Source organism: Nonomuraea maritima (genome assembly GCF_900100395.1).
Classification (GTDB): Bacteria; Actinomycetota; Actinomycetes; order Streptosporangiales; family Streptosporangiaceae; genus Nonomuraea; species Nonomuraea maritima.
The window spans coordinates 20,878-44,697 of record NZ_FNFB01000002.1; the positions used below are offsets into that span (position 1 = coordinate 20,878).

Genomic DNA, 23,820 nt, shown 5'->3' on the forward strand with positions numbered 1-23,820 from the left:
GGGCCCATCAGTCGCTCCCGGTGAGAACGCGCTTGAGTGCCGGGTCCCGCGCGGCGAGGACCTTCTCCGTCTGGTCGTGGCCGCCGGAGAACTTCAGGCCCGACGTGGCGATCATCTTCCCCAACGTGCGGCGGTCCGCGTTGCCGTCGACGCTGCCGTTGTCCTTGAGCCACTGCAGAAACGCCTCCGTCCTGCGCGGATCCGCGTCGATCTCGGCGAAGGGCCGGAGCCTGCCCTGTTCGTCCACGATCAGCGGATCCTTCGGAGGCCGGAACGACACGGGCGGGTCTCCTGATGTGTATCCCCTGGCGAGCAGTCCGGACGCTATCTGGTGCAGCACCGCTCGAGACTGCGTCAACTCCTTCTCGTTGACGGACGGCAACCTGGCCCCGGGTTCCAGCGCGGCCCCGAGTCCGTCCTTGATCCCCCAGCTGAGCGCCATCCAGGCCACCGCCGCAGGAGTCCCGCCCGCTGAGGGGAGGAAGAGCATCGCGCTGTCCATGCCCTTGTCGAGGAGTTGTTCGAAGGCGTCGAACGCGGCCCTGGCGCGTAGATCCTCGGTGCCGCGGACGACTTTCATGGCCGCCGACTGCATGCCCGACACCATGCCCAGCCGCGAGAACACCTGCTCCACCGCCGTTTCCGGCTGGCGTCCTTCCGATGGCCGGGCCAGGCGGTCCTTGTCGACGCGTACGGCGTCGGCGAAGAGCCGCTGGGCGAGCGCCGCCATGCCGCGGTCGAACGGCTCCATGTGCGCGTCGGTGTCGGCGAAGGTCTGCAGGAAGCGGTAGCCGTCCGTCAGGGACAGCCGGAACGCGGGCCGCGTCCCGACGAGCCCGTCGTCGAACGCGCCGAACCTGCTCGGTCTGCCGGAATCGGGGTCCAGCGACTGCGCGCTCGCGGCCACCTCGGTCGCGTACGAGCCGCCCACCTCCGCGAGGCGCAGCCGCATCGCATGGGTCAGCGTGAAGTGCGGCGCGGCGGTGATCACGGCGAAGGCGAACCGGGCCGCCTCCTTGCTGTGCGCGCCGTCCTTCTCGTCGTGGACGCCGGACGCGGACGCCAGCATGCGCGCGAAACTCTCCTGGGTGCGCAGGAAGACCCCAGGGTCGCCGCGCCGCTGCACGCGCGCGAGGTAAAGGTCCATCGCGGTCAGCACGGACGCCGTCGTCGGCCGGGGAAGTTGGACGGGCCAGGGCGAGTCAGGCGTCCGGCCGTCGCCGACGGCCAGGCGGGCGGCGGCCGGGTCGGCGCTGAGCGCGTCGAGGTAGCGCGCGGTCGTGCCGAGCGCGACGGTCTCAGGTGTCAGCGAGCCGTTCAGCATGGGGTTGACCACGTTCTTCCTGGTCACCGTGGCGAGCCACTCGGTGGGGAAGCGCCCCTTGCTGACCAGCCACGACAGTGCGTCGCTGTCGGTACGGTCCCGCTCGAGGTCGTCCATCACGGTGGCCATGCCCGGCACCCGGGACGCAGCCGCGGCGGCGGTGCCGAACATCCGGCTCAGTTCGTCGAGCGTGGTCTGGGCGGAGTTCGCCGTCGCGCTCACCGGCAGGGTGCGGCCGTGCTCGTAGAACTCCCTGATCTGCCGGGGCAGCGCGAGGGTGCCCGCCGTGCCGAGCCCCGCGAAGAACGCGGCGGCGAAGTCTGCGTCGTCCCGGTGTTCGAGCAGTCGGGCAAGCAGGTCGCGGTGGCGTCGCTTGAGCTCGTCGGTGATGACCGTGCCGGAGGTCTCCCTCGCGTACTGACGGAAGCTCTCGCTCAGCGCGGCTCCGGCGCGCCGGGCTTCTGCAGGGGAGGCGAACGGCGCCGCGGACTCGTCGTACCGGACGAGACCGACGAGCCAGCCGGGCTTCCAGTCGGGCACCTGCTCGCGGATCAGTTCGTTGCGCAGGCGCAGTCGCGGCACCTGCGCGCCGACCCAGTCCTCGATCTCCTTGAGCGGGGCCAGTGCCGCGGTGGGGACGTCGACGCGGGTCAGCTCCAGGCGGATGAGCTCGGCCTGCCCGCCGATCGTCGCGTGGGCGCGGATCATGGCGGCGATGAAGGCGTCCATCCGGCCGGGATCGATGCCGTGCAGGTCAGGGTGGAACGGCGGCGTGGACACGAGTCGCTCCTCCTCCGGCCGGTTCCGGCAGCCGTGGCCCTACGACGGTCGCACAGGCCGGCGCGTCCATCCAGCCGATCGCACGCGAACGGCATGGTCAGGTTCGCGGGACGTCCTTGACGAAGACGACGGCGTCGTTCTCGGCCAGGGTGGCGGGGTCGAGCGGCAGGTAGCCGTACCAGGGGGACACACGTGGGACGAGTCGCGCGGTATCAAGCAGGCGGGCGTCGACCACGCAGGAGTCCTCCGCATTCTCGTACAGGAGACCTTCGACGGTGTCCGGGGACGGGACGTCCACGCCCTGGTGCCGGATCGTGCCGAGCGCCGTGGCCAGGAAGGCGTACGCGTCGCCCAGGTGGGCGCTCGCGATCGCGCCCGCGCTCCACCACTCCAGCGGCAGCTCGCCCAGCTGGATCGCGCTCTTGTCCCGCTGCAGGTGCCGGTTGTGGGCGTGGACCAGCGCCGGGCCGCGCTCGACGGCGGCGAGGAGGTTGGCGGCCATCATCGCGTCGCGTTGCCCCATCAGCCGGGGCATCCGTCCCGGCGAGGTGTCGGCCATCCAGAAGTGGTAGAGCAGCAGGCCGGTCGCGGTGCGCGCGTGCAGGCGCGCGCGGTCCCAGTCGTCCCGTGAGGAGGCCGCGATCAGGTACGGCGTCTGCGCCTCCAGCAGCGCCGCGAGATCGCCGGCGATCAGCCGCAGCTCGCCGGCCTCCGCCGACCGCCCTATGGACCGGGACGGGTCCATGGTCGCGGCCGGATCCGTCCACGCGTCGTCGCGGCCGAGCAGGCGGTCGAGCGTCTGCGCGGAGCAGGGGAGCAGGTCCGTGTCCAGCCGGGCGGCCAGGTAGGCGTGCAGCGCGGTGACCACTCGCCGGGGGCTCGCGGGGCCGGTCATCTCGAACGGGCCGTCGCACCCGGCGAACCGCACGCGTTCGGCTGAGGGCCGCCCCTCGTTGTACGCGCGCATCCAGCGGACCAGCTCGCGATTGGCCGCCGACGCGCCGAACCCGTGGCTGAAGCCGTGCTCCATGACCTCGTCGAGGGTGCCCGTGCCGTGGGTGACGTAGTCGTCGACGGCCAGGCCGAGCAGGCAGTCGCTCTCGATCGCGATCGTCAGGAAGCCCTCCTGCTCGACGAGCCGGCGGAAGAGCTCGTTGCGCAGATGGAGCAGGGCGTCCTCGCCGTGGGTGGGCTCGCCCAGCGCGAGCAGCCGAGGCCTCGCGGGGAGCAGGGTCATGACGTCGTGGGCGCTGGTCATGCTTCAACGGTATCGTTGAACTCTCTGTGGAAACTTTCTCGCGGTGGTGGCGGGTTCAGTGGGTGGAAAGCCTCAACGGCTCAGGCCGATCGATCTGGCGCGTGAGCACGGTCTGTCGACGCAGGCGGTCAGGAACTACGAGGAGGCCGGCATCCTCCCGCCCGCCGCCCGCACGCCCCACGGCTACCGCACCTACACGCCGCTGCACGCGCGCGCTCTTGGCGCGTTCCTCGCGCTGGTGCCCGGCCACGGCCACCGCGCGGCGACGGCGATCATGCGGGCGGTGAACGAGGGCGCGTACGAGGAGGCGTTCCGCGTCATCGACGAGAGCCACGCCCAGCTCCTCGACGACCGCCGTACGCTGCGGGCCGTGGAGGACGCCCTCCGCGACCTCACCGCGGTGCCGGAGCCCGCCGCGGTGTCCGGGCTCGACGGCCTGTTCATCGGGCCGCTCGCGCGCCGGCTCGGCATCCGTCCCGCGACGCTGCGCAAGTGGGAACGCGCCGGACTGGTACGCCCGCAGCGCGACCCGCGTACCGGGTACCGCGTCTACGACGAGGCCGCCGTCCGGGACGCCCGGCTGGCCCACCAGCTCAGAAGGGGCGGCTACCTGCTGGAACAGATCGCCCCGGTGCTGGCGCAGGTGCGCGCCGCCGGCGGCCTCGAACCCCTGGAGGCCACCCTGCGCGACTGGCACGCCCGCCTGTCCACCCGCAGCCGCGCCCTGCTCTCCGGCGCAGCCGCCTTGGAGACGTACCTCATGCAAACGCCCACCGGCGCACCGGGCAGTGGCGGCATCCTGGACTCATGACGTGGACCGCGCCTTCCGTCGCACGTGTGGACGAGCCGTTCGTCGCGGACGAGCGCGGCATGCTGGAAGGGTTCCTCGACTGGCATCGCAGCACACTGCTGCACAAATGCGCGGGGCTCACCGCGGCGCAACTGGCCGCACGGCCGCTGGCGCCGTCCGAACTGTCGCTGCTCGGGCTCGTACGCCACCTCACCGACGTCGAACGGACCTGGTTCCGCCGCCGTTTCGCCGGTCAGTCGGTGCCCCCTCTCCACAGCCGGACAGACGACCCGGACGCCGCCTTCGACGGCGTCGACGCCGCGCGGGCGGCGGACGACCTGGCCGCCCTCGTCGCCGAGCAGGAGGCCGCCCGGCAGGCCACGGCGGGCATGTCGCTCGACGCCGTCTTCGTCAGCCCGCGTTGGGGCTCGATGTGCCTGCGCTGGGCGTACGTGCACATGAACGGCGAGTACGCCCGCCACAACGGTCACGCCGACATCCTGCGCGAACGCATCGACGGAAGCGTCGGCATCTGACCGGTGGTCAGGTGGCGGGCTGTTTCTCGTTGTCCTCGGTGGGGAGCCAGGTTTCGGCCCAGGCGGAGATCTCGCGTACGACGGTCTCCAGGGCGCGGCCCTTGTCCGTGAGCCGGTACTCGATGGTCACGGGGGTGGTCGGGAGCACGATGCGCTCGACGATGCCCTCGCTCTCGAAGCGCTTGAGCCGTTCGGACAGCAGCTTGTCGGTGATGTCCGGGATGGCGTCGCTGATCTGACGGAAGCGGGTGGCTCCCCGGAGCAGCTCGCGCAGGATCACGCCGGCCCACCGGCGTCCGATCATCTCGACGGTCAGGTGGTAGCGGGGGCAGAAATCAGGCTCGTACGTGGACACCCAGCCAGCTTACCAATGGATAGCGGCTTGCACATGGTGCGATGGTTGCGCTACTTTCTCGTCGCCAGTCGCTTTCCATTGGAAAGTCGCTAACCATGAGAGGGTGTCCCATGACATCGCACGACTTGCCCGACAGCGCCATCAGCAGCCTGTTCGCCAAGGAGGACACCGCGCTCCTCCTCATCGACCACCAGCCCCAGATGATCTTCGGGGCGCGCAGCGCCGACCCCCAGAGCCTGGTGAACAACGTGGAGGCGCTGGCCAAGATGGCCAAAGTGTTCAATCTTCCGACCGTGCTCACCTCGATCGCGGCCGACACCTTCAGTGGCCCGCTGATCCCCGAGATCACGCGGGTGTTCCCGGACGTCGAGGTCATCGACCGCTCCCACATCAACGCCTGGCAGGACGGAACCTTCCGGGCCGCGGTCGAGGCGACCGGCCGGCGTCGCCTGCTGATGGCCGGTCTGTGGACGGAGGTCTGCCTGACCTTCCCCGCGCTGTCTGCGACCGAGGCCGGTTACGAGGTCTTCGCCGTCGTCGACGCCTCGGCGGGATCGAGCACCGCGGCCCACGACGCCGGGATCCTCCGGATGACCCAGAAGGGCATCGTGCCGGTCAGCACCGCGAGCGTGCTGTCGGAGCTGCAGCGCGACTGGGCCCGCTCGGAGACGTACGACGCCGTCAACGACCTCGTCGCCGAGCACCTGGGCGCCTGGGGGCAGGGCGTCAACTACGTGCGCGCGGGCTTCGTCAAGAGCTGATCGCCCCCGCCGACCGTGGTCCCCGGCCTCACCTTCCGGCCGGGGACCACGCGCGTTACGCCCTGGTCGAACAGGGCCGTGACTCAGGGGTTCTATCTTGACTGATTCCAGATAATGGGACAGTCTGAGGCCGTGGCCACGACCTCGGACTTCCAGCAGATGTTGCGTGGCGCCACCTTACGAGTGACGAAGCCTCGGGTGGCGGTTCTCAGCGCCGTCCACGCGCTGCCGCACGCCGACACCGAGTCGATCATCCGTGAGGTGCGCCGGGAGCTTCCTGAGGTGTCGCACCAGGCCGTGTACGACTCGTTGCACGCGCTGACGGCCGCCGGGCTGGTGCGGCGCATCCAGCCGTCCGGTTCCGTCGCCCGCTACGAGTCGCGTGTCGGCGACAACCACCACCACGTCGTGTGCAGGTCGTGCGGTGTGGTGGCCGACGTCGACTGCGCGGTAGGCCACGCGCCCTGCCTGACCGCCGCCGACGACAACGGCTTCACGATCGACGAGGCCGAGGTCGTCTACTGGGGTCTGTGCCCTGACTGTTCCACCACCCGCAGTGCCTGAGCTGCGAGAACCCTTGAAAACGGTACGGAAGGATTCCATGTCCGAGAACCATGAGGCAATCGTCACGGACCCCAAGACGGATGGGGAGGGCGGTTGCCCGGTCGCGCACGGGCGCGCGCTGCACCCGACTCAGGGGGGCGGCAACCGTCAGTGGTGGCCGGAACGACTCAACCTGAAGATCCTCGCGAAGAACCCGGCGGTGGCCAACCCGCTCGGCGACGACTTCGACTACGCCGAGGCGTTCAAGTCTCTCGACCTGCCTGCCGTCAAGCAGGACCTCCTCGAGGTGCTGACCACCTCCCAGGACTGGTGGCCCGCCGACTTCGGCCACTACGGTCCGTTCATCATCCGGATGGCCTGGCACAGCGCCGGCACGTACCGGATCAGTGACGGGCGCGGTGGCGCGGGCGCCGGCATGCAGCGGTTCGCCCCGCTCAACAGCTGGCCGGACAACGGCAACCTCGACAAGGCCCGCCGCCTGCTGTGGCCGGTCAAGAAGAAGTACGGCCAGAAGATCTCCTGGGCCGACCTCATGATCCTCGCCGGCAACGTGGCCCTGGAGTCGATGGGCTTCAAGACCTTCGGCTACGCCGGCGGTCGTGCCGACGTGTGGGAGCCGGACGAGGACGTCTACTGGGGCCCGGAGACCACCTGGCTCGGCGACGACCGCTACACCGGCGACCGCGAGCTGGAGAACCCGCTCGCCGCGGTGCAGATGGGCCTCATCTACGTCAACCCGGAAGGCCCGAACGGCACGCCCGACCCGCTGGCCTCGGCGCGCGACATCCGCGAGACGTTCCGCCGGATGGCGATGAACGACGAGGAGACCGTCGCTCTGATCGCGGGCGGTCACACGTTCGGCAAGACGCACGGCGCGGGCTCGCCCGACCACGTCGGCCCCGACCCCGAGGCCGCCCCGATCGAGGCGCAGGGCCTCGGCTGGAGCAACAGCTTCGGCACCGGAAAGGGCGGCGACGCGATCACCAGCGGCCTGGAGGGCATCTGGACCTCCACGCCGACGCAGTGGAGCAACGGCTTCTTCGAGAACCTGTACGCCTACGAGTGGGAGCTCTTCAAGAGCCCCGCGGGCGCCTTCCAGTGGCGGCCGAAGGACGGCGCCGGCGCCGGCACCGTGCCCGACGCGCACGACCCGTCGAAGCGCCACGCGCCGACGATGCTGACGGCCGACCTCGCGCTGCGCGCCGACCCGGTCTACGACCAGATCTCGCGGCGCTACAAGGACAACCCCGAGGAGTTCGCCGACGCCTTCGCCCGCGCGTGGTACAAGCTGACCCACCGCGACATGGGCCCGCTCGTGCGCTACCTCGGCCCGGAGGTCCCGTCCGAGGTGCTGCTGTGGCAGGACCCGCTGCCCGAGCGGACGTACGAGCTCATCGACGCCGACGACGTCGCCGCCCTCAAGGCTCAGATCCTGGCCTCGGGGCTGACGGTGTCGCAGCTGGTGTCCACCGCGTGGGCGTCGGCCTCGACGTTCCGCGGCAGCGACAAGCGCGGCGGCGCCAACGGCGGCCGCATCCGCCTGCAGCCGCAGAGCGGGTGGGAGGTCAACGACCCCGACCAGCTCGCGATCGTGCTGAGCGCCCTCGAGGAGATCCAGAAGAGCTTCAACGGCGCCCAGACCGGCGGCAAGCAGGTCTCGATCGCCGACCTGATCGTCCTCGCGGGCGGCGCGGCCGTCGAGCAGGCCGCCAAGGAGGCCGGCTTCGAGGTGCAGGTGCCGTTCACGCCGGGTCGCGTGGACGCCACGCTGGACGAGACCGACGTCGAGTCCTTCGCGGCGCTCGAGCCGACGGCCGACGGCTTCCGCAACTACCTCGGCAAGGGCCACCGCCTGCCGGCCGAGTTCCTGCTGGTCGACCGGGCCAACCTGCTCACGCTGAGCGCTCCTGAGATGACCGCCCTCGTGGGTGGCCTGCGCGTTCTCGGCGCGAACCACAAGCAGTCCGCGCACGGCGTCCTCACCGACAAGCCCGGCACGCTGACGAACGACTTCTTCGTCAACCTGCTCGACCTGGGCACCGCGTGGTCGTCGACGTCCGAGGACCAGAACACCTTCGAGGGCCGCGACTCCGTCACGGGCGCGGTCAAGTGGACCGGCACCCGGGCCGACCTGGTGTTCGGCTCGAACTCCGAGCTGCGCGCCCTCGCGGAGGTCTACGCGAGCGACGACGCGAAGGAGAAGTTCGTCAGCGACTTCGTCGCGGCGTGGGTCAAGGTCATGGAGCTCGACCGCTACGACCTCGTCTGACCGTTGCACTGACGTCCAGGTCCGCCGCTCGCCGGCGGGCCTGGACGTTCGTCATTGCGGGCGGCAGTCGGGGCACAGCCCCCAGAACGTGACGTCTGCCTCGTCGACCAGGTAGCCGCCGTCGTCGGCCGGGTGCAGGCAGCCCGGCTGCCCGACGGCGCAGTCGACGTCCTTGACCGCGCCGCACCTGCGGCACACCAGGTGGTGGTGGTTGTCGCCGACCCGCCGCTCGTAGCGGGCGGGGCTGCCGGCGGGTTCGATCCGGCGGACGAGCCCGGCGGCGGTGAGCGCGTTGAGGGCCTCGTACACGGCCTGGAGCGAGACGTGGCCGACGCGGTCGCGTACGCCGGTGGCGATCGTCTCGGCGTCGAGGTGGGCACCGTCGCGGACGGTGTCGAGGAGGGCGACGCGGGCGGCCGTCACCCGCAGACCGGCACCGCGCAGCTCGTCGGCGGTGGTGAGGCTGTGGGACCCGGTCATGCACCCTGCCTTCGTCGCGGGCGAACCTTTCAAAAGGATGAATCATCCAGTCTAGTCGCGCACCCGCCGCGGGGGTTTGGGCTGGGGTGAGGGCGGGAACGCGCATCCGCCGCGGGGGCATGGGCTGGGGTGAGGGCGGGAAGCGCGCATCCGCCGCGGGGGCTTGGGCTGCGGGTGAGGGCGGGACGCGGCTCGGAGGCACCGGCGAACCGGGCCCCCTCATGATCTGGAGGGGTGGCGATCCTTGTGACAGCATGCGGGGATGACCCCTCCGTCAGCAGGCGGTAAACGGCTGGTCGTCGCCGGTGTGGTGGGCCTTGTCCTGTCGAGCTGCGTCGTGGCCGTGATGGTCGTGGTGTCGTTGCTCCCCGCTGATTCCCGGCACTGCGGCCCTTTCGGATGTCTGGGCGTCTTCCAGCAGCTTGTGGACATCTGGGACATCGGGCGCTGGGTCGCGATCGTCCTGGCCTGGCCGTTGCTGCGGGCCGTGGGGGTGCGTCCGGCATGGCTGGTCGCGCTGCTGGCCGTGCCCGTGCTTCTCGTGACGTGGTGGGTGGCTGGGGTGTCGCGGATCGACGTACAACTCGCGCTCACCTTCTGCGGCGGCCTGATCGCGTACCCGGTCGCCGCCTGGGCGGCGGCGCGCGTTCTCAGGCTCCGTTGACGCGCTCCCAGCGGATCTCGCCGTCGTGCCACCGGTCGGTCGGGCTCAGCCCGGCCGCGCTCGCGACGGCGGCCGAGGCGGCGTGGTCGGGGTGGATGTGCGCGACGACGGTCTCGATCCCCTCATCGAGGAGCCGATCGACCAGGGCCTTCGCGGCGGCGACGGCCAGGCCGCGGCCCTGCCAGGGCGTGCCGACCACCCAGGCCACCTCGGCGGTACGCCCTTCGACCGTGGCCTGCACGTACCCGACCAGCCGGTCGTCCGCGCGCAGCCGGATCACCCAGTTCCGCCACCCGGGCGGCCCGGCGACCAGCCGTTCGTAGCGCTGCCGCAGCTCGGACGCCGTGAGCGGGGCCCCGCCGATGTACGTGTGCAGGGCCGGGTCGGACAGCGCCGCCGCCATCTCGTCGGCGTGCTCCGGATCGAGCGGCACGAGGGTGAGCAGCGGGGTCTCGATGGCGTCCACCGAGAAAAGGTAGCGCTGAAAGTCGGTGATCTGCAGTACATTAACCGCTTCGCGCCTCCGGGCGAGGTCGATCCGTCCGGGGGAGAAACACGTGGACACCGTCGTGCCGCTGCGCAGGAACGCCGCCTTCCAACTGCTCTGGATCGGCGGCGCGGTCTCGCAGGTCGGCTCCGAACTGACCCGGCTCGCGATGCCGCTGCTGGTGCTGGCCCTGACCGGCTCGCCCGGCTGGGCGGGCGTCGTGGCCGGCGCCCGGATCGTGGCCTCCATCGTCGCGCAGCTGCCGGCCGGGGTCCTGGTGGACCGGTGGGACCGCCGCCGCACGCTCATAGCCGCCCACAGCGGCCAGACGCTCGCCGTGGCCGTGCTCGGCGCGCTGATCCTGACCGACCAGGTGGCGATCTGGCACCTGATCGCGGCGGGGGTGGTCGAGGGGGTGTGCTGGGCGTTCGTCGGCCCGGCGCGCACGACGGCCATCCGCGGCGTCGTGCCCCTCGAGCAGCTGCCCAGCGCGTACGCCCAGGAGGAAGCGCGCAACCACGCGGCCAGGCTGGCCGGGCCGCCGCTCGGCGCGCTCCTCTACGGATTCGGCCGCGCGGTGCCCTTCGTCGCGGACGCGCTGACGTACCTCGTGGCGATGATCTGCGCCGTGGCCGCGAAGGTGCCCCGCCGCCCGGCCGGGCAGCAACCGGACGCCGAGCAGCTGCCGGCCGCCAGGACCGGCATGGTCAGGGAGGTGCTGGAGGCGGTCGGGTGGCTGTGGCGGCAGCGGGGGCTGCGGGCGGTCGTGATGGTCGTCATGATGCTCAACCTGCTCGGCAGCGCGTACCTGCTGCCGCTGATCGTGCTCGTCGGCGAGCGCGGGGGCACGACGTTCAACACGGGCGCGGTGATGGCCGCGACCGGCATCGGCGGGCTGGCAGGGGCCCTGCTCTCCGAGCGCGTCGGCAAGCTGTTGCCGCCGGGCCGGCTCACCGTGGTCTTCTCGACGGTCTTCGGCGTATCGATCATGGCGATGGCGCTGCCGTTCGGCTCGTGGTGGCCGATGGCGCCGCTGATCCTGTTCAGCCTCGGTACGCCCGCGTTCAACGTGGTGATCAACGTGGTCATCACGCGGATGACCCCGGAGGCGATGCTCGGCAGGGTGGACGCCGTGATGAGCACGGCGGGGTTCGGGCTCGCGCCTCTCGGGCCGGTGCTCGGGGGCGTGGCGGCGGGGGTGCTGGGCGGGACGGCGTCCGTCGCCGTCATCGGTGGTGCGCTGCTGCTCACGGGGGTGGCCGCAGGCCTGAACGGCGACCTGCGGCGCTTCACGGGCGAGGCTCAGGCCCTGGTGTAGGCGAGGCCGAAGTCGAGGCGCCACGTACGGCCGTCCTCGGAGAACTCCCAGCGCGCGTCGATCGTGTCGCCGCCGGGGCCGAACGTGCCGTGGAAGCGCTGGTTGAAGCCGGGCGCGTGACGCCACATCCGCCACTCGCCGTCGGCGAGGGTCATCCGGTAGACGCGGTGGACGCCGCGCGCGTCGGCGTACAGCATCGTGAACTCCTCCGCGCTGTCGTCGAGGCCGATCACGGAGGTGACGGGGAACGGCAGGTTGTCGCGCCAGACCTGCGGCGCGGTGGGCGGGAGGGGGTCGGCGTCGGAGCGCTGACGCAGGAACAGCCCGTCGTCCTGCCAGGAGAACTCCGTCCAGCTCGCACCGAGCCCGTCGACGAGCGGCCGCACGCTCCACCGTCCGACGAGCGGCACAAGCCGCGCGAGCGCGGGATGTGGGTTGGTCATGTCCAGCATCCTTTCGTGGGAGTCACGGTTGGGGAAGTGGATTGCTGGTGAAACCGGTGGGCCCTTATTGTCGCGTTCTGTGAGAACGATCCTGATTGGCAGCTCAGTTGCCGTGCTTGTGGTGTCCTTAAGTGGCGTCGCTGCCGCTGAAATAACGACATATCCCGTCAAAGACCCTAAGCTTACCGAGAACACGCTTTATGCTACAGGGTCGCTTAAATCTACTAAATGTACGGAGAAGTCGGTCAAGCGTAACGACCGCAAGAGCGCCCGGGCGTACTTCGACGGTGTCGTCGCCTGTCTGAACACCACCTGGCGCCGGCACCTGACCGCCGCCGGACTGCCGTTCAAGCAGGTCAAGGTGCGGCACATGAACCGGATCCCGAAGAAGTACTGCGACTTCGACGTGACCAGGGAAGACTCGCAGGCCTGGTACTGCGCCGACAACGGCAGCATCGTCCTCCAGCTCGGGCGGACCTGGCTCAAGGACGCCGACGACCTGTGGCTGTTCGACACGGCCGCCTCGATGTACGCCTATCACGTCCAGAATCTCGTCGGCATCGAGGACGCGTACCAGGAACTGCCGTACGGCAGGAAGGCCGAGCTGAACGAGCAGATACGCCGCAGGAGCCTGCAGAGCGAATGCCTGGGCGCAGCCTTCGTCCGGAGCGTGTGGCCGCTGAAGGGCCGCACCATGAAGGACTGGGACCGCGTCGTCGGCATGCTCGCTGACAACGAGGACGCGACGACGTACGGCAAGGGCGCCACGGTCCGCTACTGGCTGAAGCGCGGCTTCGCCGCCGGTGACCCGGGCTCGTGCGACACCTGGAGCGCCTCGTCCGCCAAGGTCGCCTGAACGCGCGGGGGCTCGTATATTGAAGCGCTGTTACATTTCGCGCTTGAGAGGAGCCCCCTCCGTGAAACCCCCCATCGAGCCGTACGACCACGGCATGCTCGACGTCGGTGACGGCAACCTCGTCTACTGGGAGGTCTGCGGCAGTCCCGGCGGCAAGCCCGTGGTGGTCGTCCACGGAGGCCCCGGGTCGGGGTGCACGACCGGCGCGCGCCGCGCCTTCGATCCGGAACGGTTCCGTATCGTCCTGTTCGACCAGCGCAACTGCGGCCGCAGCCGCCCGCACGCCGCCGACCCGGCCACCGACCTGAGCGCCAACACCACCCACCACCTGATCGCCGACATGGAACTGCTGCGCGAGCACCTCGGCATCGACAAGTGGCTGATGTACGGCGGCTCGTGGGGTTCGACGCTCATCCTGGCCTACGCCGAGACGCATCCCGAGCGGGTGTCGGAGATCGTCATCCCGAGCGTGACGATGACCCGGCGTTCCGAGATCGACTGGCTCTACCGGGGCGTCGGGCGGTTCTTCCCCGAGGCGTGGGACCGGTTCCGGCGCGGCGTGCCCGAGGCCGACCGCGACGGCGACCTCGTGGCGGCGTACGCGCGGCTGCTGTCCGACCCCGACCCGAAGGTGCGTGAGAAGGCCGCCGTCGACTGGGTCACCTGGGAGGACGCGGTCATCTCGCTGGAGGCGAACGGCACGCCGAACGCCTACAGCGACCGGCCGGGCGACGCCGTGATGGCAATGACCCGGATCTGCGCCCACTACTTCTCCCACGCCGCCTGGCTGGAGGAGGACGTGCTCCTGCGCAACGCCGACAGGCTCGCCGGCATACCCGGCGTGCTGATCCACGGCCGCCAGGACATGGGCAGCCCGCTCCGCACCGCCTGGGAACTGTCTCAGGCCTGGCCGGACGCCGAACTGGTGGTCATCGACGACTCCGGCCACACCGGCAGCGACACGTTCAGAAAGGCACTCATCGAGGCCCGCGCCCGGTTCGCCGACTGAACCGGGTGCTCACGTGGCGAGCCGGGACGCCAGGAGGGCGGCGAACGCCAACAGTGCGAGGCCGCAGGCCGCCTCCAGTACTCGTACGGCGGGAGGCGGCAGGGCTCGACGGAGGACGGCGATGAGCCCTGCCGCGACGAAACACCAGGCGAGCGACGAGGTCATGAACCCGGCGAAGAAGACGGCCAGGCTCGCCGGGCCCGCGTCGTCGCCGAGCACGGCGCTGACCGCCCCCGCCGCGCCCGACCAGTAGACGACGTTCCACGGGTTCCCGAGCGACATGGCGGCCCCGACGGTGATCGCGCCCCGTCCCGGATGGGCACGCTCGTCCTGGAAGGACGGGCCGGTACGGGGGAAGACGGCGTCGCGCAGCGCGGTCACGCCGAGCCAGGCCAGCAGCAGGCACCCGGCGACGGTCAGCGGGACGCGGAGCGCCGGAACGGTGAAGACGGCCCCGACGCCCGCGAGCCCGAGCAGCGCCCACGCGGCGTCACCCGCCAGCGAGCCGACCTGCACCGCGAACGCCGGCCGAAATCCTCCGCGTACGCCCCTGCGCAGCGACTCGCTGAACACCGCGCCAGGCGTCGCGTTGAACAGCAGTCCGATCCACAGGGCCAGCACGAAGACCTCCGCCATGGCCCCCACTCTGCCGCCCACGCCTACGGCCGTCCACCTCGGGTCAGCGGCGGGCGGTGATCAGGTACGTGGTGCCCGCCACGGCCAGGGCGCAGGTCACCAGGGCGGCGCTCACCCACGGGACCGACCGGAAACCGAAGGACGCGATCGACAGCCCGCCCAGCCAGGGTCCGGCGGTGGCGCCCACGTTGAGGGCCGCCGTCGCGAAGCCTCCCGCCAAGGTGGGCGCGCCGGTGGCGGCGTACAGGACCTGGGAGACCAGCGTGGACCCGACGCCGAACGACAGCGCCCCCTGGACGAACACCAGCACCACCGCCCACGCGGGTGCCTGCGCGGTCGCCGCGAAGGCGGCCCAGCCCGCGACCAGCGCGATCCCGCCGGCGGCGAGGAGCCGTACGGGACGCCTGTCACCGAACCGGCCGCTGACGGTCACCCCGGCGAACGACCCCAGCCCGAACAGGGCCAGCAGGGCGGGCATCCACTCGGCCCCGAGCCCTGCGACCCCGGTGAGCAGCGGGGCGAGGTAGGTGAACGTGCAGAACGTGGCGCCGTTCACCAGCGCCCCGAGCAGGAGCAGCACGAGCAGCCTGGGCCTCCGCAACGCCCGCACCTCCCCCCTGAGGCCCGGCCCCGCGGCGGACGGCGCCGAAGCCGGCACCGATGTCAGCACCGCGACGACGGCGGGGACCAGCGCGACCGCCACCGCCCAGAACGCCGACCGCCACCCCCACACCTCGCCGAGCAGCGCGCCCCCGGGCACGCCCGCCACGCAGGCGACGGTCACGCCCCCGAGCAGGACGGAGGTGGCGCGGGCCTTGGCGTCCACGGGCGCGAGGTCGACGGCGGTGACCAGGGCCACCGCGAGGAACCCGGCGTTGGCCAGGGCGGCGACGACCCTGGTGGCGAGCAGCACGCCGTAGCTGGACGTGGCCGCTCCGACCACGTGGGCGAGCAGGAACGCGGCCAGGAAGGCCAGCAGGGCGGCCCGCCGCGACAGACGCAGACCGAGCACCGGCAGCAACGGCGCGCCCACCACCATCCCGGCGGCGAACGCCGAGGTCAGCAGCCCGGCGGCGGGTATGGAGACGCCCAGATCGCGGGCGATGGCGGGCATGAGCCCGGACAGCATGAACTCGGACGTCCCTTGGGCGAAAACCGCCAGTCCGAGCAGATAGACAGCGAAAGGCATGAAGACTCCGCGTGAGGCGTAGGAAGACGGCACGAAGAGCCGATGGTCCGGATGGCGCGGCGTACGCGAAGCCCGAGCGACCGCAGTGCGAAGCCGGCAAGGGGCGTGAAAGCCCGAGCGGCCGCAGTGCGGAGCCGCTGACAAGGGGGCGTGAAAGGGAATCAGCCGCAGGCCGCGGCGACGCCCGTCCCAAGGGGGAGGCGTTGACGCGGGCTAGCCACCGGACGACCGGTGGCTAGCGTCTTGACGCCTCAGGGCTGGACATACCCGGCAACCTAGCAACCCCCCGCGAGCCACGTCCAACGAGTCGTCTATCCTGGAACGAGCAGTCCAAGTTGAGGGGGCAGCGTTGCCGGACGTGAAGCACTTCGATCCCGAGGCCGTGCTGGAGCAGGTGGAACGCCTCTTCTGGCAGCGTGGCGCCGCCACGACAGGCATCGCCGAGGTCATCGCCGTCACGGGCCTGAGCCGGTCCAGCCTGTACGCCACCTACGGCGGCAAGCAGGACCTCTACGTCCAGGCCCTGCGGCGCTATGTCGAGCGTCGGTCCGAGCCGATGTTCGAGACCCTGGCGAGCGACGGGCGCGGCCTGCCCGCCGTCGCCGCGTTCTTCGACACGCTGATCGAGGCCAGGTGCACCGGCGAGTACGCCCGCTGGGGCTGCATGGCCGCCAACGCCCACGCCGGGCCCGGCGACCCGCAGGTGCGCGGGCTGCTCGACCACCATCACGGGCGGCTCCGCGCCGCCATGCGGGAGGCCCTGGAGGCGGCGGGCGACCAGCTCCGTCCGGGCCTCGATCTCGACGCGGTCGCCGAGTCGCTCGCGCTGCTCGCCTACGGCGTGAACGTCCGTTCACGCGCGGGGGCCGATCCGGAGAGCCTGCACAAGGGGGTAGCCGCCGCCCTCGACGCCCTACGTCCCACGCGAACCTAGAGGAGACGACGATGGACACCAAGCCACAAGTGGTGATCTTCGATGTGAACGAGACGCTCACCGACATGACGCCCCTGCGCACGACGTTCGAGGAGGTCGGCCTGCCCGGCAGGGACATGGACCTGTGGTTCGCCGGCATCCTGCGCGACGGCATCGCCCTCGCCGCGGCCGGCGGCTTCGCCGAGTTCGCGCACATCGGCAAGGACCTCCTCAGGGGCATGGGCCTGGAGGACAAGCAGATCGACCACGTCCTGGGCGCGTTCACCGAGGTGAAGCTGCACCCCGACGTGCCCGACGGCATGCGGGCGCTGCGCGCGGCGGGCATCCGCCTGTTCACGATGACGAACGGCGCCGCCGCCATGACGCGGGGCATCCTGGGCCGCGCGGGCCTGCTCGACCTGGTCGAGGAGACGCTCGACGTGTCCGGCCCTGGAGTGTGGAAGCCCGCCAGGGCCGCCTACGACTACGCCGTCGGGCGCGCCGGGGTGCGTCCGGGGGAGGCGGCCCTGGTCGCCGTGCACCCGTGGGACATCGACGGCGCCGAGCGGGCCGGGCTCGTGGGCGCATATCTCGACCGGCGCGGCGTGCCGTACCCGGAGACGGCGAGCGCCCCGCGGGTGACGGCGCTCGACCTGCGCGAGCTGGCGGGCCGCTGGCGCTAGGACGGTCGCGCGGGGTGATCGCCGAGGTCAGGCGCCCGCTCGCCGGCCTCATGAGCGTGGCCGGCGTACGGATGCGCAACCGCTGATCAGCCGTACGCGGCCAGGAAGTCCAGCACCACAGGGCTCGCCACCTCGCGGAACTCCTCGAAGTACGCGTGCCGCGCCCCCTCGATCATCCGCAGCTCCGCCGTGGGGATGCGCCCGGCCAGCAGCGGGGCGTTCGCGGCGGGGTTGAAGACGTCGTCGGTGCCGTGCAGGACGAGCGTGGGGGCGGTGATGGCGGGCAGCGCGTCCCAGCTGTCGTGGCCCGCGCTCGCCTTCAGGTGACGACGGCGGGCGTAGGCGGGCATGCGCGGGTCGCCGACCGTGTGATGCGGCCCAGGATGGGTGGCCAGCCAGGCCGGGGTGTACATGAGCTCCAGCAGCGCCCGCTCGGCGGCCGCGCGGTCGGGCTGGGCCAGCGAGAGGCGTACCTCGTTGCTGCGTTCGAGGCCGTGGGCGCCGCCCGGTGAGCTGCATCCGAGCACGAGGGCGCCGACCCGCTCCGGGTGGTCGGCCGCCAGCCACTGGGCGACCCGGCCGCCCATCGACGTTCCGTACACGTGGGCCTGCCGCACGCCGAGCTCGTCGAGCACCGCGACTACGTCGGCGGCGAACCCGCGCGTCGTGTACGGCTCATCGGGCTTGTCGCTGTCGCCGGCGCCGCGGTAGTCGAAGGTGATGGTCCGGTACGCCGCCGCGAAGTCGGCACGGACCGAGTCCCACCAGTGGTGGTCGTTGGCCTGCCCCTGCAGCAGCACGAGGGGGGCGCCGTCGCCACGGAGCTGGTAGGAGAGCTTCACGCCGTCGGGGGTCGTTGCGAAGAGCACGCCTTCGATGGTGCCCTATCGCGCGCGGCCGCCAGAACCGGCCCCCTCGGACGGGAATGCGCCCGCCCCGGATGTGGTTGGATACATCGTGGCCGGTGTGTCCAGTGTCCCCGGGCCTCATCTATCGCCTTCGCGGACTACCGTTCGGCTGGAGCCGCGTTGAGCCTTTCGCCGAGAGGCGACCTGCACACCGGTACGCATACGTGGGGCGCCCGCTCTCCTGGGAGAGCGGGCGCCCTCGTGTGTCACACCTTCCCGTAGTAGGGGTCCGTGACGCCGCCGGGCGAGGCGAACGCGTCGGTGTCCAGCCCGGTCAGCCGTGCCCCGGCGCGGTAGGCGCTGTCCAGGAACTCCAGCACGCCGCCCACCGGGTCGTCCATGCTCCGGACGTCGTCATAACGCAGCACGGCGAGGTGGCTGCCCCTGGCGGGGATCCACTCGGCCTGGGCGGGCCGCAGCGGCTCGCGTTCCAGGCCAGGGGGTTCTGGCGCGGTGTAGGAGTAGAACGCCGGCCAGGGCCGTTCCCTGTCGCCGAACCAGAACCCCGAACTGATCACCTCCCGGCTGTAGGCCTCCCGCGTCACCGGGTCGGTCTCCGGCGTGACCCTCGCCACGCGCCCGGTGAAGCGGGTGACGGCCACGTCGAAGGTGTGCCAGAAGTGGTGCACGGGGCTGGTCTTGCCGGAGTAGTCGGCGGCGAACCGGTCGAGGAGCTGCACCACCTGCGACAGCACCCGCCAGTACCGGTTGATCAGCTGCGGGTCGTACCGCGCGTGCAGGGTGTCCTCGGCGAACGGCGTGTCGTCGTCCAGGTCGAACGGCACGGGCCAGATCTCGGGCCGGATGTCCAGCCCGGCAAGGGTCTCGAAGAGCCGGTCGTGGAACGAGGCGACCGACCGGCCGATGAGGCTGAAGTCCGCGCTGCGCCCGTCGGACACGTCGACGACGAGGCGGTGGCGTACGAGGTCGAAGTCGATGCAGAACAGCGGTTGCTCGCCCAGCCCGCCCATGGGCCGGGTGGTGAGCCCCCTTCCTGTCAGGTGGAACGGCACCTGCCACCAGTGGTTACGCCGGTTGCTGACGGCCAGGCGGATCTTTCCGACGATCTGCGTGAATCTGTGAAAGGTCTCCTTCGTTTCGGTCCACTCCGCGAGCGGCATGGCCGGGAACAGCTCCATGACGGCTCCCTCCCGCAAGGAACAATTCACCGCAATCGTTACTACCCACCGTATTCACTCAATTCCTCGGGGTCGCGGGCGGGCGACCGTTCAAGGGGCGGATACACTTCAACTTGAAGTGCAGTTCAAGTAGGGGAGTCCAGTGGACGACACGCTGATCGACATCGGCGAGGTGGCCAGGCGCAGCGGGCTGGCCGCGTCCGCGCTGCGCTTCTACGAGCGCAAGGGCCTCATCCTGGCCGAGGGCCGCAACGGGCTGCGCCGCGCCTACCGGCCCGAGACGCTGGAACGCCTCGCGCTGATCACCTGCGCCCGCGACGCCGGGTTCACCCTTGCCGAGATCGCCGAGTTCCTCCAGGCCAGGCCGTCCGACACGGCGCTGCGTGAGCGCCTGGTCGCCAAGGAGCGCGAGGTCTCGGAGCGGATCGCCCAGCTCACCCGGCTGCGTGACAGCCTGCGCCACGCAGCCGTCTGCGAACACGACCCGCTGGTCGAGTGTCCCGAGTTCAAGCGCGCCGTACGCCGCGTGCCCCTCGGTTGAGGTCGTTCAGCCGCTGCTGACGTACGTGCGCGGACGCAGGGCGTGGGCCCGCAGCGCCGCCAGCGCCGCGAGCTGGCCAGGCCGGTCCATCCGCACCGCCAGCTCGTCGCCGAACGCCAGCCCGAGGGCCGTCAGCTGACCGACCAAATCGTCCACCGGCTGCGACACGTCGGCCAGCCCCGTCGCCGGGTGCCAGCCCTCGCCGCCCACCACCTCGGACACCCGCTCGCGCAGCTGGGCCGGCGACATCAGCGTGCCGTCGGCGAGCAGCATCAGCGCGGCCTCCCTGGCCGTCACCTCGAACTCGTGCTCGCCCTTGGTCAGCAGCAACTGGGTGACCGCCGACCACATGGCCTCTTTCGAACGCAGCAGCCGCATGCCGTGGTCGGTGATGGACAGCCGGGCGCCGTCGCGGCGGATCGCGCCGAGCTCGCGCTCGGCGAGGTCACGCAGCCGCAGCGCCTCGGGCGAGGGAGCCAGCCGCAGCGGCAGCGTCTCTCCGGAGGCGGCCACGGACAGCAGCCGGTGCAGCGCGGGCAGCGGCTGCGGCCGGACGGGCGCGTGCAGCCGCACCTCGAACGGCTGCGCCAGCTCCCGCCGCGCCGGGCCGCGCCCGAGCACCCAGCGGTTGAGCCGTTCGCCGTGCACCCGGTTGAGCCAGCTGTCGCCGCCCAGCTCGGCGCGCGGCTCGGTGAGCCAGCGGCGGGTCAGCGTGGCGCGGTCGATCGTCTCGCCGGCCACGATGGCGAGTTCGAGCGCGGCGGAGCAGGCGAGGTGGGCGCCGAGCTCCTCCGGGCCCATGATCATGCTCCACTGGAGCTCCGGCACATCAGGCGGGAGCACCCCGGTGGCCTCCAGCGCCTGCTGGTAGGCGCTGGTGCCGGCCTCCTCGCCCTCGGTCGCGTACGTGGCCAGGATCTGCATCGTCGTGGGGGATTCGCAGAGAGCGGCGTACCGCTCCATGCCGCCGAGCTGGAACAGCCGCCCGAGCGACCGCGCCAGACGTTCGTGGTCGCCGCCCGGTTCGAGCGGCCCCACCTTGATCGGCAGCGTGTACCAGAGGAACTCGCAGACATCGAGCTGGGTCACCGTCTCCAGAGGATCGCCGCCCGTCAGCCACTCGACGGCGGTCCTGGCCTCGTCGGCCATGTCCGGGTGAGAACGCTCCAACTCGGCGAGCAGGGCGGTGACATCCGGTGCACTCATGCCTCGAAGTTTGCCGTATCGACCCCGGGCCTGACGATGACCGAATCGGGTGCGTATTGGGTCTTGCACTGCGACTACCCCGGGAAGCGGTTAATGGGTGGACTACAAGGGTCTCAGATCCAGTGCTTCTCGAAGAGCATGCGGGCCCTCCACTCGGTGTACGGGATGAGCTCGCCCGACAGCACCGGATGCAACCACCAGAAGTTGATCAACGCGAGCAGGGCGAACGCCCCGACGGCCGCGGCCCCGATCGTCCGCCGCATCGGCACGGCGCCCGTGGGCGTCGCCGTCGCAGGCCCGATCAGCAGCCCGGCGCACAGCGTGATGGCCAGCACCATGAACGGCACCATCGGGATCGCGTAGAACAGGAACATCGTCCGGTTGTCGGCGATGGCGAAGTAGAACCACGGCAGCCATCCCACCGCGTACGCCAGCAGCACGGCGCCCGCCCGCCAGTCGCGCGAGGAGAAGTACCACACCACCAGCGCCACCAGCGCGGCCACCGCGCCGAACCAGATCACCGGCGTGCCCACCCCGAGCACGGCCTCGGAACAGTCGCGGGCGCCGCAGGCGTCCTGCTTGTTCTCGTAGAAGAACGCCACCGGGCGCAGCAGCAGCGGCCACTGCCACGGCTCGGACATGTACGGGTGGGAGCTCTCCAGCCCGCTGTGGAAGGTGAAGACCTGCCACTGGTACTGCACCCACGACCGCATCGAGTCGAGCAGGAAGAACAGCGGGTTGCCCGCCGAGGTCGCGCGGTCCCAGTTGCGCCCGTAGCCGCCGGCAGTGGCGAACCAGCCGATCCAGGTGGCCATGTAGGTGACGAACGGCACCGCCGCGAGCGCCACGAGCCCCTGCGGCACGTCCTTGTTGATCGCCCCCACGTACGGCTGGCGCAGCCCCACGGCGCGGCGGGCGCCGAAGTCCCACATCAGCGACATGACCGCGAAACCGACCGCGAAGAACAGCCCCGACCACTTCACCGACATCGCGAGGGCCAGGCACACGCCGCCGCCGATGCGCCACCAGCGGATGCCGAGTGACGGCCCCTGGGGCGAGGCGGGGAAGTCCTCGTACCACCGCACGAGCTTCTCGCGCGCCTGGTCGCGGTCGACGACGAGGCAGGCGAACGCGGCCAGCACCCAGAACATGAGGAAAATGTCGAGCAGCGCCGTACGGGAGAGCACGTAGTGCAGGCCGTCGAGTGCCAGCAGCAGGCCCGCGAAGCAGCCGAGCAGCGTCGAGCGGGTCATCCGGCGGGCGACCCTGGCGAGCACGAGGATCGACAGCGTGCCGATCACCGCGGCGGCGAAGCGCCAGCCGAACGGGTTGAGCCCGAACATCCACTCGCCGATGCCGATCATCCACTTGCCGAGCGGCGGGTGGACGACGTAGGCGGCGCACTTCTCGGCCGTCTCGGGCGTGCAGGTCTGCCAGATGTCGGTGTTGCCGGCGAGGATCGCCTTGTCGGCGTCCTTGATGGTGACCCGCTCGACACCCCAGTTGATGAGCGAGTAGGCGTCCTTCATGTAGTACGTCTCGTCGAACACCACGGCTTTCGGATGGCCGAGCTGGACGAACCGCAAAATTCCGCCGAAAAGGGTGACGAGCAGCGGCCCGATCCATCCCCACAGCACGCTGCCGCGCATGGGCGGCACCATGCGCAGGCGTACCGACCCCGCCGCCCGACGACTCTCGCCGTCGTCCGGACTCTCGTGCGCCTGGTACGAGGAATCGGTCACCGCCACCCGGCCATCGTACGGGCCCCAGAGTGGTGGTTACCCAAGAAACACAGCGCATTTGGGATGCCCTGCCACAATGGTCCGGTGACTGGGAACGGCAAGTTGGTGCTGGCAGGAGCCCCCATAGGTCAACCGGGCGACGTGTCGCCGCGCCTTCGCGAGCTCCTCGCGCGGGCCGACGTCGTCGCCGCCGAGGACACCCGCCGCCTGCGCCGGCTCGCGTCCGATCTCGACGTCGAGATCACCGGCCGGATCGTCTCCTACTACGACCAGAACGAGGCGGCCCGCGCACAGGAGCTGCTCAAGACCCTCCAGGAGGGCCGCACGGTCGTCGTGATCACCGACGCCGGCATGCCGGGCGTCTCCGACCCCGGCTACCGCCTGACGCACCTCGCGGTCGAGGCGGGCGTCACGGTCACCGCGCTGCCCGGCCCGAGCGCCGTCACCACCGCGCTGGCCGTGTCCGGCCTGGCCGGCGACCGGTTCTGCTTCGAGGGCTTCCCGCCGCGCAAGGCGGGCGACCGGGCGCGCCGCCTGGCCGCCCTCGCGCAGGAGGAGCGGACGATGGTCTTCTTCGAGGCGCCGCACCGGCTGGCCGACTCCCTGAGCGCCATGGCCGAGGCGTTCGGCGCCGACCGGCCGGCCGCCGTCTGCCGCGAGCTGACGAAGACGTACGAGGAGGTCCGCCGCGGCGGGCTCGGCGAGCTGGCCGCGTGGGCGGCCGAGGGCGTCAAGGGCGAGATCACCGTCGTGGTCGCCGGACACGTGCCTGGCGAGGTCGAGCACGACCCTGAGGCGCTCGTCGCCGAGGTCGAGCGCCGGGTCGCCGACGGCGAGCAGCGCAAGCTCGCGATCGCCGACGTGGCGAAGGGCGCGGGAATGCCCAAACGCGAGCTGTATGACCTGGTTCACAGGAGATCACCTACCCCGTAGGGTGCGCTTCGTGAGGAATTGGGGGGACTCGGCGCG

Annotated in this window: 25 protein-coding genes; 13 read left to right on the forward strand and 12 right to left on the reverse strand. The window is 71.1% G+C overall.

Annotated features, from left to right (window positions below; all coding sequences use genetic code 11):
- Positions 1-7: 7 nt before the first annotated feature.
- Together BLR04_RS03715 and BLR04_RS03720 are read right to left on the reverse strand one after the other, a co-directional pair.
- Positions 8-2,104: a hypothetical protein gene (locus tag BLR04_RS03715; RefSeq protein WP_090759628.1), complete on the reverse strand. Its 2,097-nt coding sequence runs from the start codon at positions 2,102-2,104 to the stop codon at positions 8-10.
- 97 nt (positions 2,105-2,201) lie between these two features.
- Positions 2,202-3,362 carry an erythromycin esterase family protein gene (locus BLR04_RS03720; protein WP_090759630.1) on the reverse strand — a complete coding sequence of 387 codons (1,161 nt, stop codon included), beginning with the start codon at positions 3,360-3,362 and terminating at the stop codon, positions 2,202-2,204.
- Positions 3,363-3,420: 58 nt separating this feature from the next.
- Between BLR04_RS03720 and BLR04_RS03725 the strand changes: the two genes are divergently transcribed.
- Together BLR04_RS03725 and BLR04_RS03730 are read left to right on the forward strand one after the other, a co-directional pair.
- Complete coding sequence (locus tag BLR04_RS03725) at positions 3,421-4,173, forward strand: TioE family transcriptional regulator (RefSeq protein WP_090759632.1); 753 nt, start codon at positions 3,421-3,423, stop codon at positions 4,171-4,173.
- Positions 4,170-4,688, forward strand: a complete 519-nt coding sequence (locus tag BLR04_RS03730) for a DinB family protein (protein WP_090759634.1) — start codon at positions 4,170-4,172, stop codon at positions 4,686-4,688. Before BLR04_RS03725 ends, BLR04_RS03730 begins: the two co-directional genes overlap by 4 nt.
- A 7-nt stretch (positions 4,689-4,695) precedes the next feature.
- Here the strand turns inward: BLR04_RS03730 and BLR04_RS03735 are convergent, their stop codons facing one another.
- Entirely contained in the window at positions 4,696-5,043 is a 348-nt protein-coding gene (locus BLR04_RS03735; protein ID WP_218128712.1) for a winged helix-turn-helix transcriptional regulator, read from the reverse strand.
- Between the two features lie 110 nt (positions 5,044-5,153).
- On the opposite strand from BLR04_RS03735, the gene BLR04_RS03740 reads away from it, so the two are divergent.
- The 3 genes from BLR04_RS03740 to katG all read left to right on the forward strand — a co-directional run bounded on the left by BLR04_RS03740 (position 5,154) and on the right by katG (position 8,637).
- Positions 5,154-5,804 (forward strand): hydrolase, encoded by a 651-nt coding sequence (locus BLR04_RS03740; RefSeq protein ID WP_090759636.1) that lies wholly within the window; start codon positions 5,154-5,156, stop codon positions 5,802-5,804.
- Between the two features lie 159 nt (positions 5,805-5,963).
- Complete coding sequence (locus tag BLR04_RS03745; RefSeq protein ID WP_281191314.1) at positions 5,964-6,368, forward strand: Fur family transcriptional regulator; 405 nt, start codon at positions 5,964-5,966, stop codon at positions 6,366-6,368.
- Between the two features lie 37 nt (positions 6,369-6,405).
- Complete coding sequence (katG, locus tag BLR04_RS03750) at positions 6,406-8,637, forward strand: catalase/peroxidase HPI (protein WP_090759640.1); 2,232 nt, start codon at positions 6,406-6,408, stop codon at positions 8,635-8,637.
- Positions 8,638-8,688: 51 nt separating this feature from the next.
- Here katG and BLR04_RS03755 read toward each other — a convergent pair whose 3' ends face one another.
- On the reverse strand, positions 8,689-9,117 hold the full coding sequence (locus tag BLR04_RS03755; RefSeq protein ID WP_090759642.1) for a Fur family transcriptional regulator: 429 nt from the start codon (positions 9,115-9,117) through the stop codon (positions 8,689-8,691).
- 262 nt (positions 9,118-9,379) lie between these two features.
- Between BLR04_RS03755 and BLR04_RS39515 the strand changes: the two genes are divergently transcribed.
- Positions 9,380-9,781 (forward strand): hypothetical protein, encoded by a 402-nt coding sequence (locus tag BLR04_RS39515; RefSeq protein ID WP_143021950.1) that lies wholly within the window; start codon positions 9,380-9,382, stop codon positions 9,779-9,781.
- Here BLR04_RS39515 and BLR04_RS03765 read toward each other — a convergent pair.
- Positions 9,768-10,247: a GNAT family N-acetyltransferase gene (locus tag BLR04_RS03765; RefSeq protein WP_245740007.1), complete on the reverse strand. Its 480-nt coding sequence runs from the start codon at positions 10,245-10,247 to the stop codon at positions 9,768-9,770. The genes BLR04_RS39515 and BLR04_RS03765 overlap by 14 nt on opposite strands.
- Before the next feature lie 91 nt (positions 10,248-10,338).
- Here BLR04_RS03765 and BLR04_RS03770 point away from each other — a divergent pair, with 91 nt between their 5' ends.
- Positions 10,339-11,586, forward strand: a complete 1,248-nt coding sequence (locus BLR04_RS03770; protein WP_245740008.1) for an MFS transporter — start codon at positions 10,339-10,341, stop codon at positions 11,584-11,586.
- On the opposite strand, the gene BLR04_RS03775 is transcribed toward BLR04_RS03770, so the two are convergent.
- Positions 11,571-12,029 (reverse strand): hypothetical protein, encoded by a 459-nt coding sequence (locus BLR04_RS03775; RefSeq protein ID WP_143021951.1) that lies wholly within the window; start codon positions 12,027-12,029, stop codon positions 11,571-11,573. The genes BLR04_RS03770 and BLR04_RS03775 overlap by 16 nt on opposite strands.
- Before the next feature lie 370 nt (positions 12,030-12,399).
- On the opposite strand from BLR04_RS03775, the gene BLR04_RS03780 reads away from it, so the two are divergent.
- Entirely contained in the window at positions 12,400-12,885 is a 486-nt protein-coding gene (locus BLR04_RS03780) for a neutral zinc metallopeptidase (protein ID WP_090759650.1), read from the forward strand.
- Between the two features lie 61 nt (positions 12,886-12,946).
- Positions 12,947-13,894 carry a prolyl aminopeptidase gene (gene pip / locus BLR04_RS03785; protein WP_090759652.1) on the forward strand — a complete coding sequence of 316 codons (948 nt, stop codon included), beginning with the start codon at positions 12,947-12,949 and terminating at the stop codon, positions 13,892-13,894.
- A 9-nt stretch (positions 13,895-13,903) separates the two neighbouring features.
- Here pip and BLR04_RS03790 read toward each other — a convergent pair whose 3' ends face one another.
- Together BLR04_RS03790 and BLR04_RS03795 are read right to left on the reverse strand one after the other, a co-directional pair.
- Positions 13,904-14,530, reverse strand: a complete 627-nt coding sequence (locus BLR04_RS03790; protein ID WP_090759654.1) for a LysE family transporter — start codon at positions 14,528-14,530, stop codon at positions 13,904-13,906.
- Positions 14,531-14,573: 43 nt separating this feature from the next.
- The gene (locus tag BLR04_RS03795; RefSeq protein WP_090759656.1) at positions 14,574-15,719 is read right to left on the reverse strand and encodes a Cmx/CmrA family chloramphenicol efflux MFS transporter; all 1,146 of its coding nucleotides are present in this window, start codon (positions 15,717-15,719) and stop codon (positions 14,574-14,576) included.
- A gap of 358 nt (positions 15,720-16,077) precedes the next feature.
- Here BLR04_RS03795 and BLR04_RS03800 point away from each other — a divergent pair, with 358 nt between their 5' ends.
- Positions 16,078-16,653, forward strand: coding sequence for a TetR/AcrR family transcriptional regulator (locus BLR04_RS03800; RefSeq protein ID WP_218128713.1), 576 nt, complete (start codon positions 16,078-16,080; stop codon positions 16,651-16,653).
- A gap of 11 nt (positions 16,654-16,664) precedes the next feature.
- A complete protein-coding gene (locus BLR04_RS03805; protein WP_090759660.1) occupies positions 16,665-17,315 on the forward strand; it encodes a haloacid dehalogenase type II in 651 nt (216 codons plus the stop codon).
- A gap of 86 nt (positions 17,316-17,401) precedes the next feature.
- Here BLR04_RS03805 and BLR04_RS03810 read toward each other — a convergent pair whose 3' ends face one another.
- Positions 17,402-18,184, reverse strand: a complete 783-nt coding sequence (locus BLR04_RS03810) for an alpha/beta fold hydrolase (RefSeq protein ID WP_090759661.1) — start codon at positions 18,182-18,184, stop codon at positions 17,402-17,404.
- Positions 18,185-18,429: 245 nt separating this feature from the next.
- Entirely contained in the window at positions 18,430-19,362 is a 933-nt protein-coding gene (locus BLR04_RS03815) for a DUF5996 family protein (RefSeq protein WP_090759663.1), read from the reverse strand.
- A gap of 142 nt (positions 19,363-19,504) precedes the next feature.
- Here BLR04_RS03815 and BLR04_RS03820 point away from each other — a divergent pair, with 142 nt between their 5' ends.
- A complete protein-coding gene (locus tag BLR04_RS03820; RefSeq protein ID WP_090759665.1) occupies positions 19,505-19,903 on the forward strand; it encodes a MerR family transcriptional regulator in 399 nt (132 codons plus the stop codon).
- 6 nt (positions 19,904-19,909) lie between these two features.
- Here BLR04_RS03820 and BLR04_RS03825 read toward each other — a convergent pair whose 3' ends face one another.
- Both BLR04_RS03825 and BLR04_RS03830 read right to left on the reverse strand, forming a co-directional pair.
- The gene (locus BLR04_RS03825) at positions 19,910-21,109 is read right to left on the reverse strand and encodes a hypothetical protein (RefSeq protein WP_176902919.1); all 1,200 of its coding nucleotides are present in this window, start codon (positions 21,107-21,109) and stop codon (positions 19,910-19,912) included.
- A gap of 113 nt (positions 21,110-21,222) precedes the next feature.
- Positions 21,223-22,857 (reverse strand): dolichyl-phosphate-mannose--protein mannosyltransferase, encoded by a 1,635-nt coding sequence (locus tag BLR04_RS03830; protein ID WP_090759667.1) that lies wholly within the window; start codon positions 22,855-22,857, stop codon positions 21,223-21,225.
- 78 nt (positions 22,858-22,935) lie between these two features.
- Here BLR04_RS03830 and rsmI point away from each other — a divergent pair, with 78 nt between their 5' ends.
- Positions 22,936-23,784 (forward strand): 16S rRNA (cytidine(1402)-2'-O)-methyltransferase, encoded by an 849-nt coding sequence (rsmI, locus tag BLR04_RS03835; RefSeq protein WP_245740009.1) that lies wholly within the window; start codon positions 22,936-22,938, stop codon positions 23,782-23,784.
- Positions 23,785-23,820: the final 36 nt, after the last annotated feature.

Excerpts from the sequence above, each read along its gene's own strand:
- BLR04_RS03775 (WP_143021951.1), bottom strand. The coding sequence starts at position 12,029 with ATGACCAACCCACATCCCGCGCTCGCGCGGCTTGTGCCGCTCGTCGGA.
- BLR04_RS03730 (WP_090759634.1), top strand. The coding sequence starts at position 4,170 with ATGACGTGGACCGCGCCTTCCGTCGCACGTGTGGACGAGCCGTTCGTC.
- BLR04_RS03780 (WP_090759650.1), top strand. The coding sequence starts at position 12,400 with ATGAACCGGATCCCGAAGAAGTACTGCGACTTCGACGTGACCAGGGAA.
- BLR04_RS03805 (WP_090759660.1), top strand. The coding sequence starts at position 16,665 with ATGGACACCAAGCCACAAGTGGTGATCTTCGATGTGAACGAGACGCTC.
- BLR04_RS03720 (WP_090759630.1), bottom strand. The coding sequence starts at position 3,362 with ATGACCAGCGCCCACGACGTCATGACCCTGCTCCCCGCGAGGCCTCGG.
- BLR04_RS39515 (WP_143021950.1), top strand. The coding sequence starts at position 9,380 with ATGACCCCTCCGTCAGCAGGCGGTAAACGGCTGGTCGTCGCCGGTGTG.
- BLR04_RS03740 (WP_090759636.1), top strand. The coding sequence starts at position 5,154 with ATGACATCGCACGACTTGCCCGACAGCGCCATCAGCAGCCTGTTCGCC.
- katG (WP_090759640.1), top strand. The coding sequence starts at position 6,406 with ATGTCCGAGAACCATGAGGCAATCGTCACGGACCCCAAGACGGATGGG.
- BLR04_RS03825 (WP_176902919.1), bottom strand. The coding sequence starts at position 21,109 with ATGAGTGCACCGGATGTCACCGCCCTGCTCGCCGAGTTGGAGCGTTCT.
- BLR04_RS03745 (WP_281191314.1), top strand. The coding sequence starts at position 5,964 with ATGTTGCGTGGCGCCACCTTACGAGTGACGAAGCCTCGGGTGGCGGTT.
- BLR04_RS03755 (WP_090759642.1), bottom strand. The coding sequence starts at position 9,117 with ATGACCGGGTCCCACAGCCTCACCACCGCCGACGAGCTGCGCGGTGCC.
- BLR04_RS03795 (WP_090759656.1), bottom strand. The coding sequence starts at position 15,719 with ATGCCTTTCGCTGTCTATCTGCTCGGACTGGCGGTTTTCGCCCAAGGG.
- BLR04_RS03790 (WP_090759654.1), bottom strand. The coding sequence starts at position 14,530 with ATGGCGGAGGTCTTCGTGCTGGCCCTGTGGATCGGACTGCTGTTCAAC.
- BLR04_RS03815 (WP_090759663.1), bottom strand. The coding sequence starts at position 19,362 with ATGGAGCTGTTCCCGGCCATGCCGCTCGCGGAGTGGACCGAAACGAAG.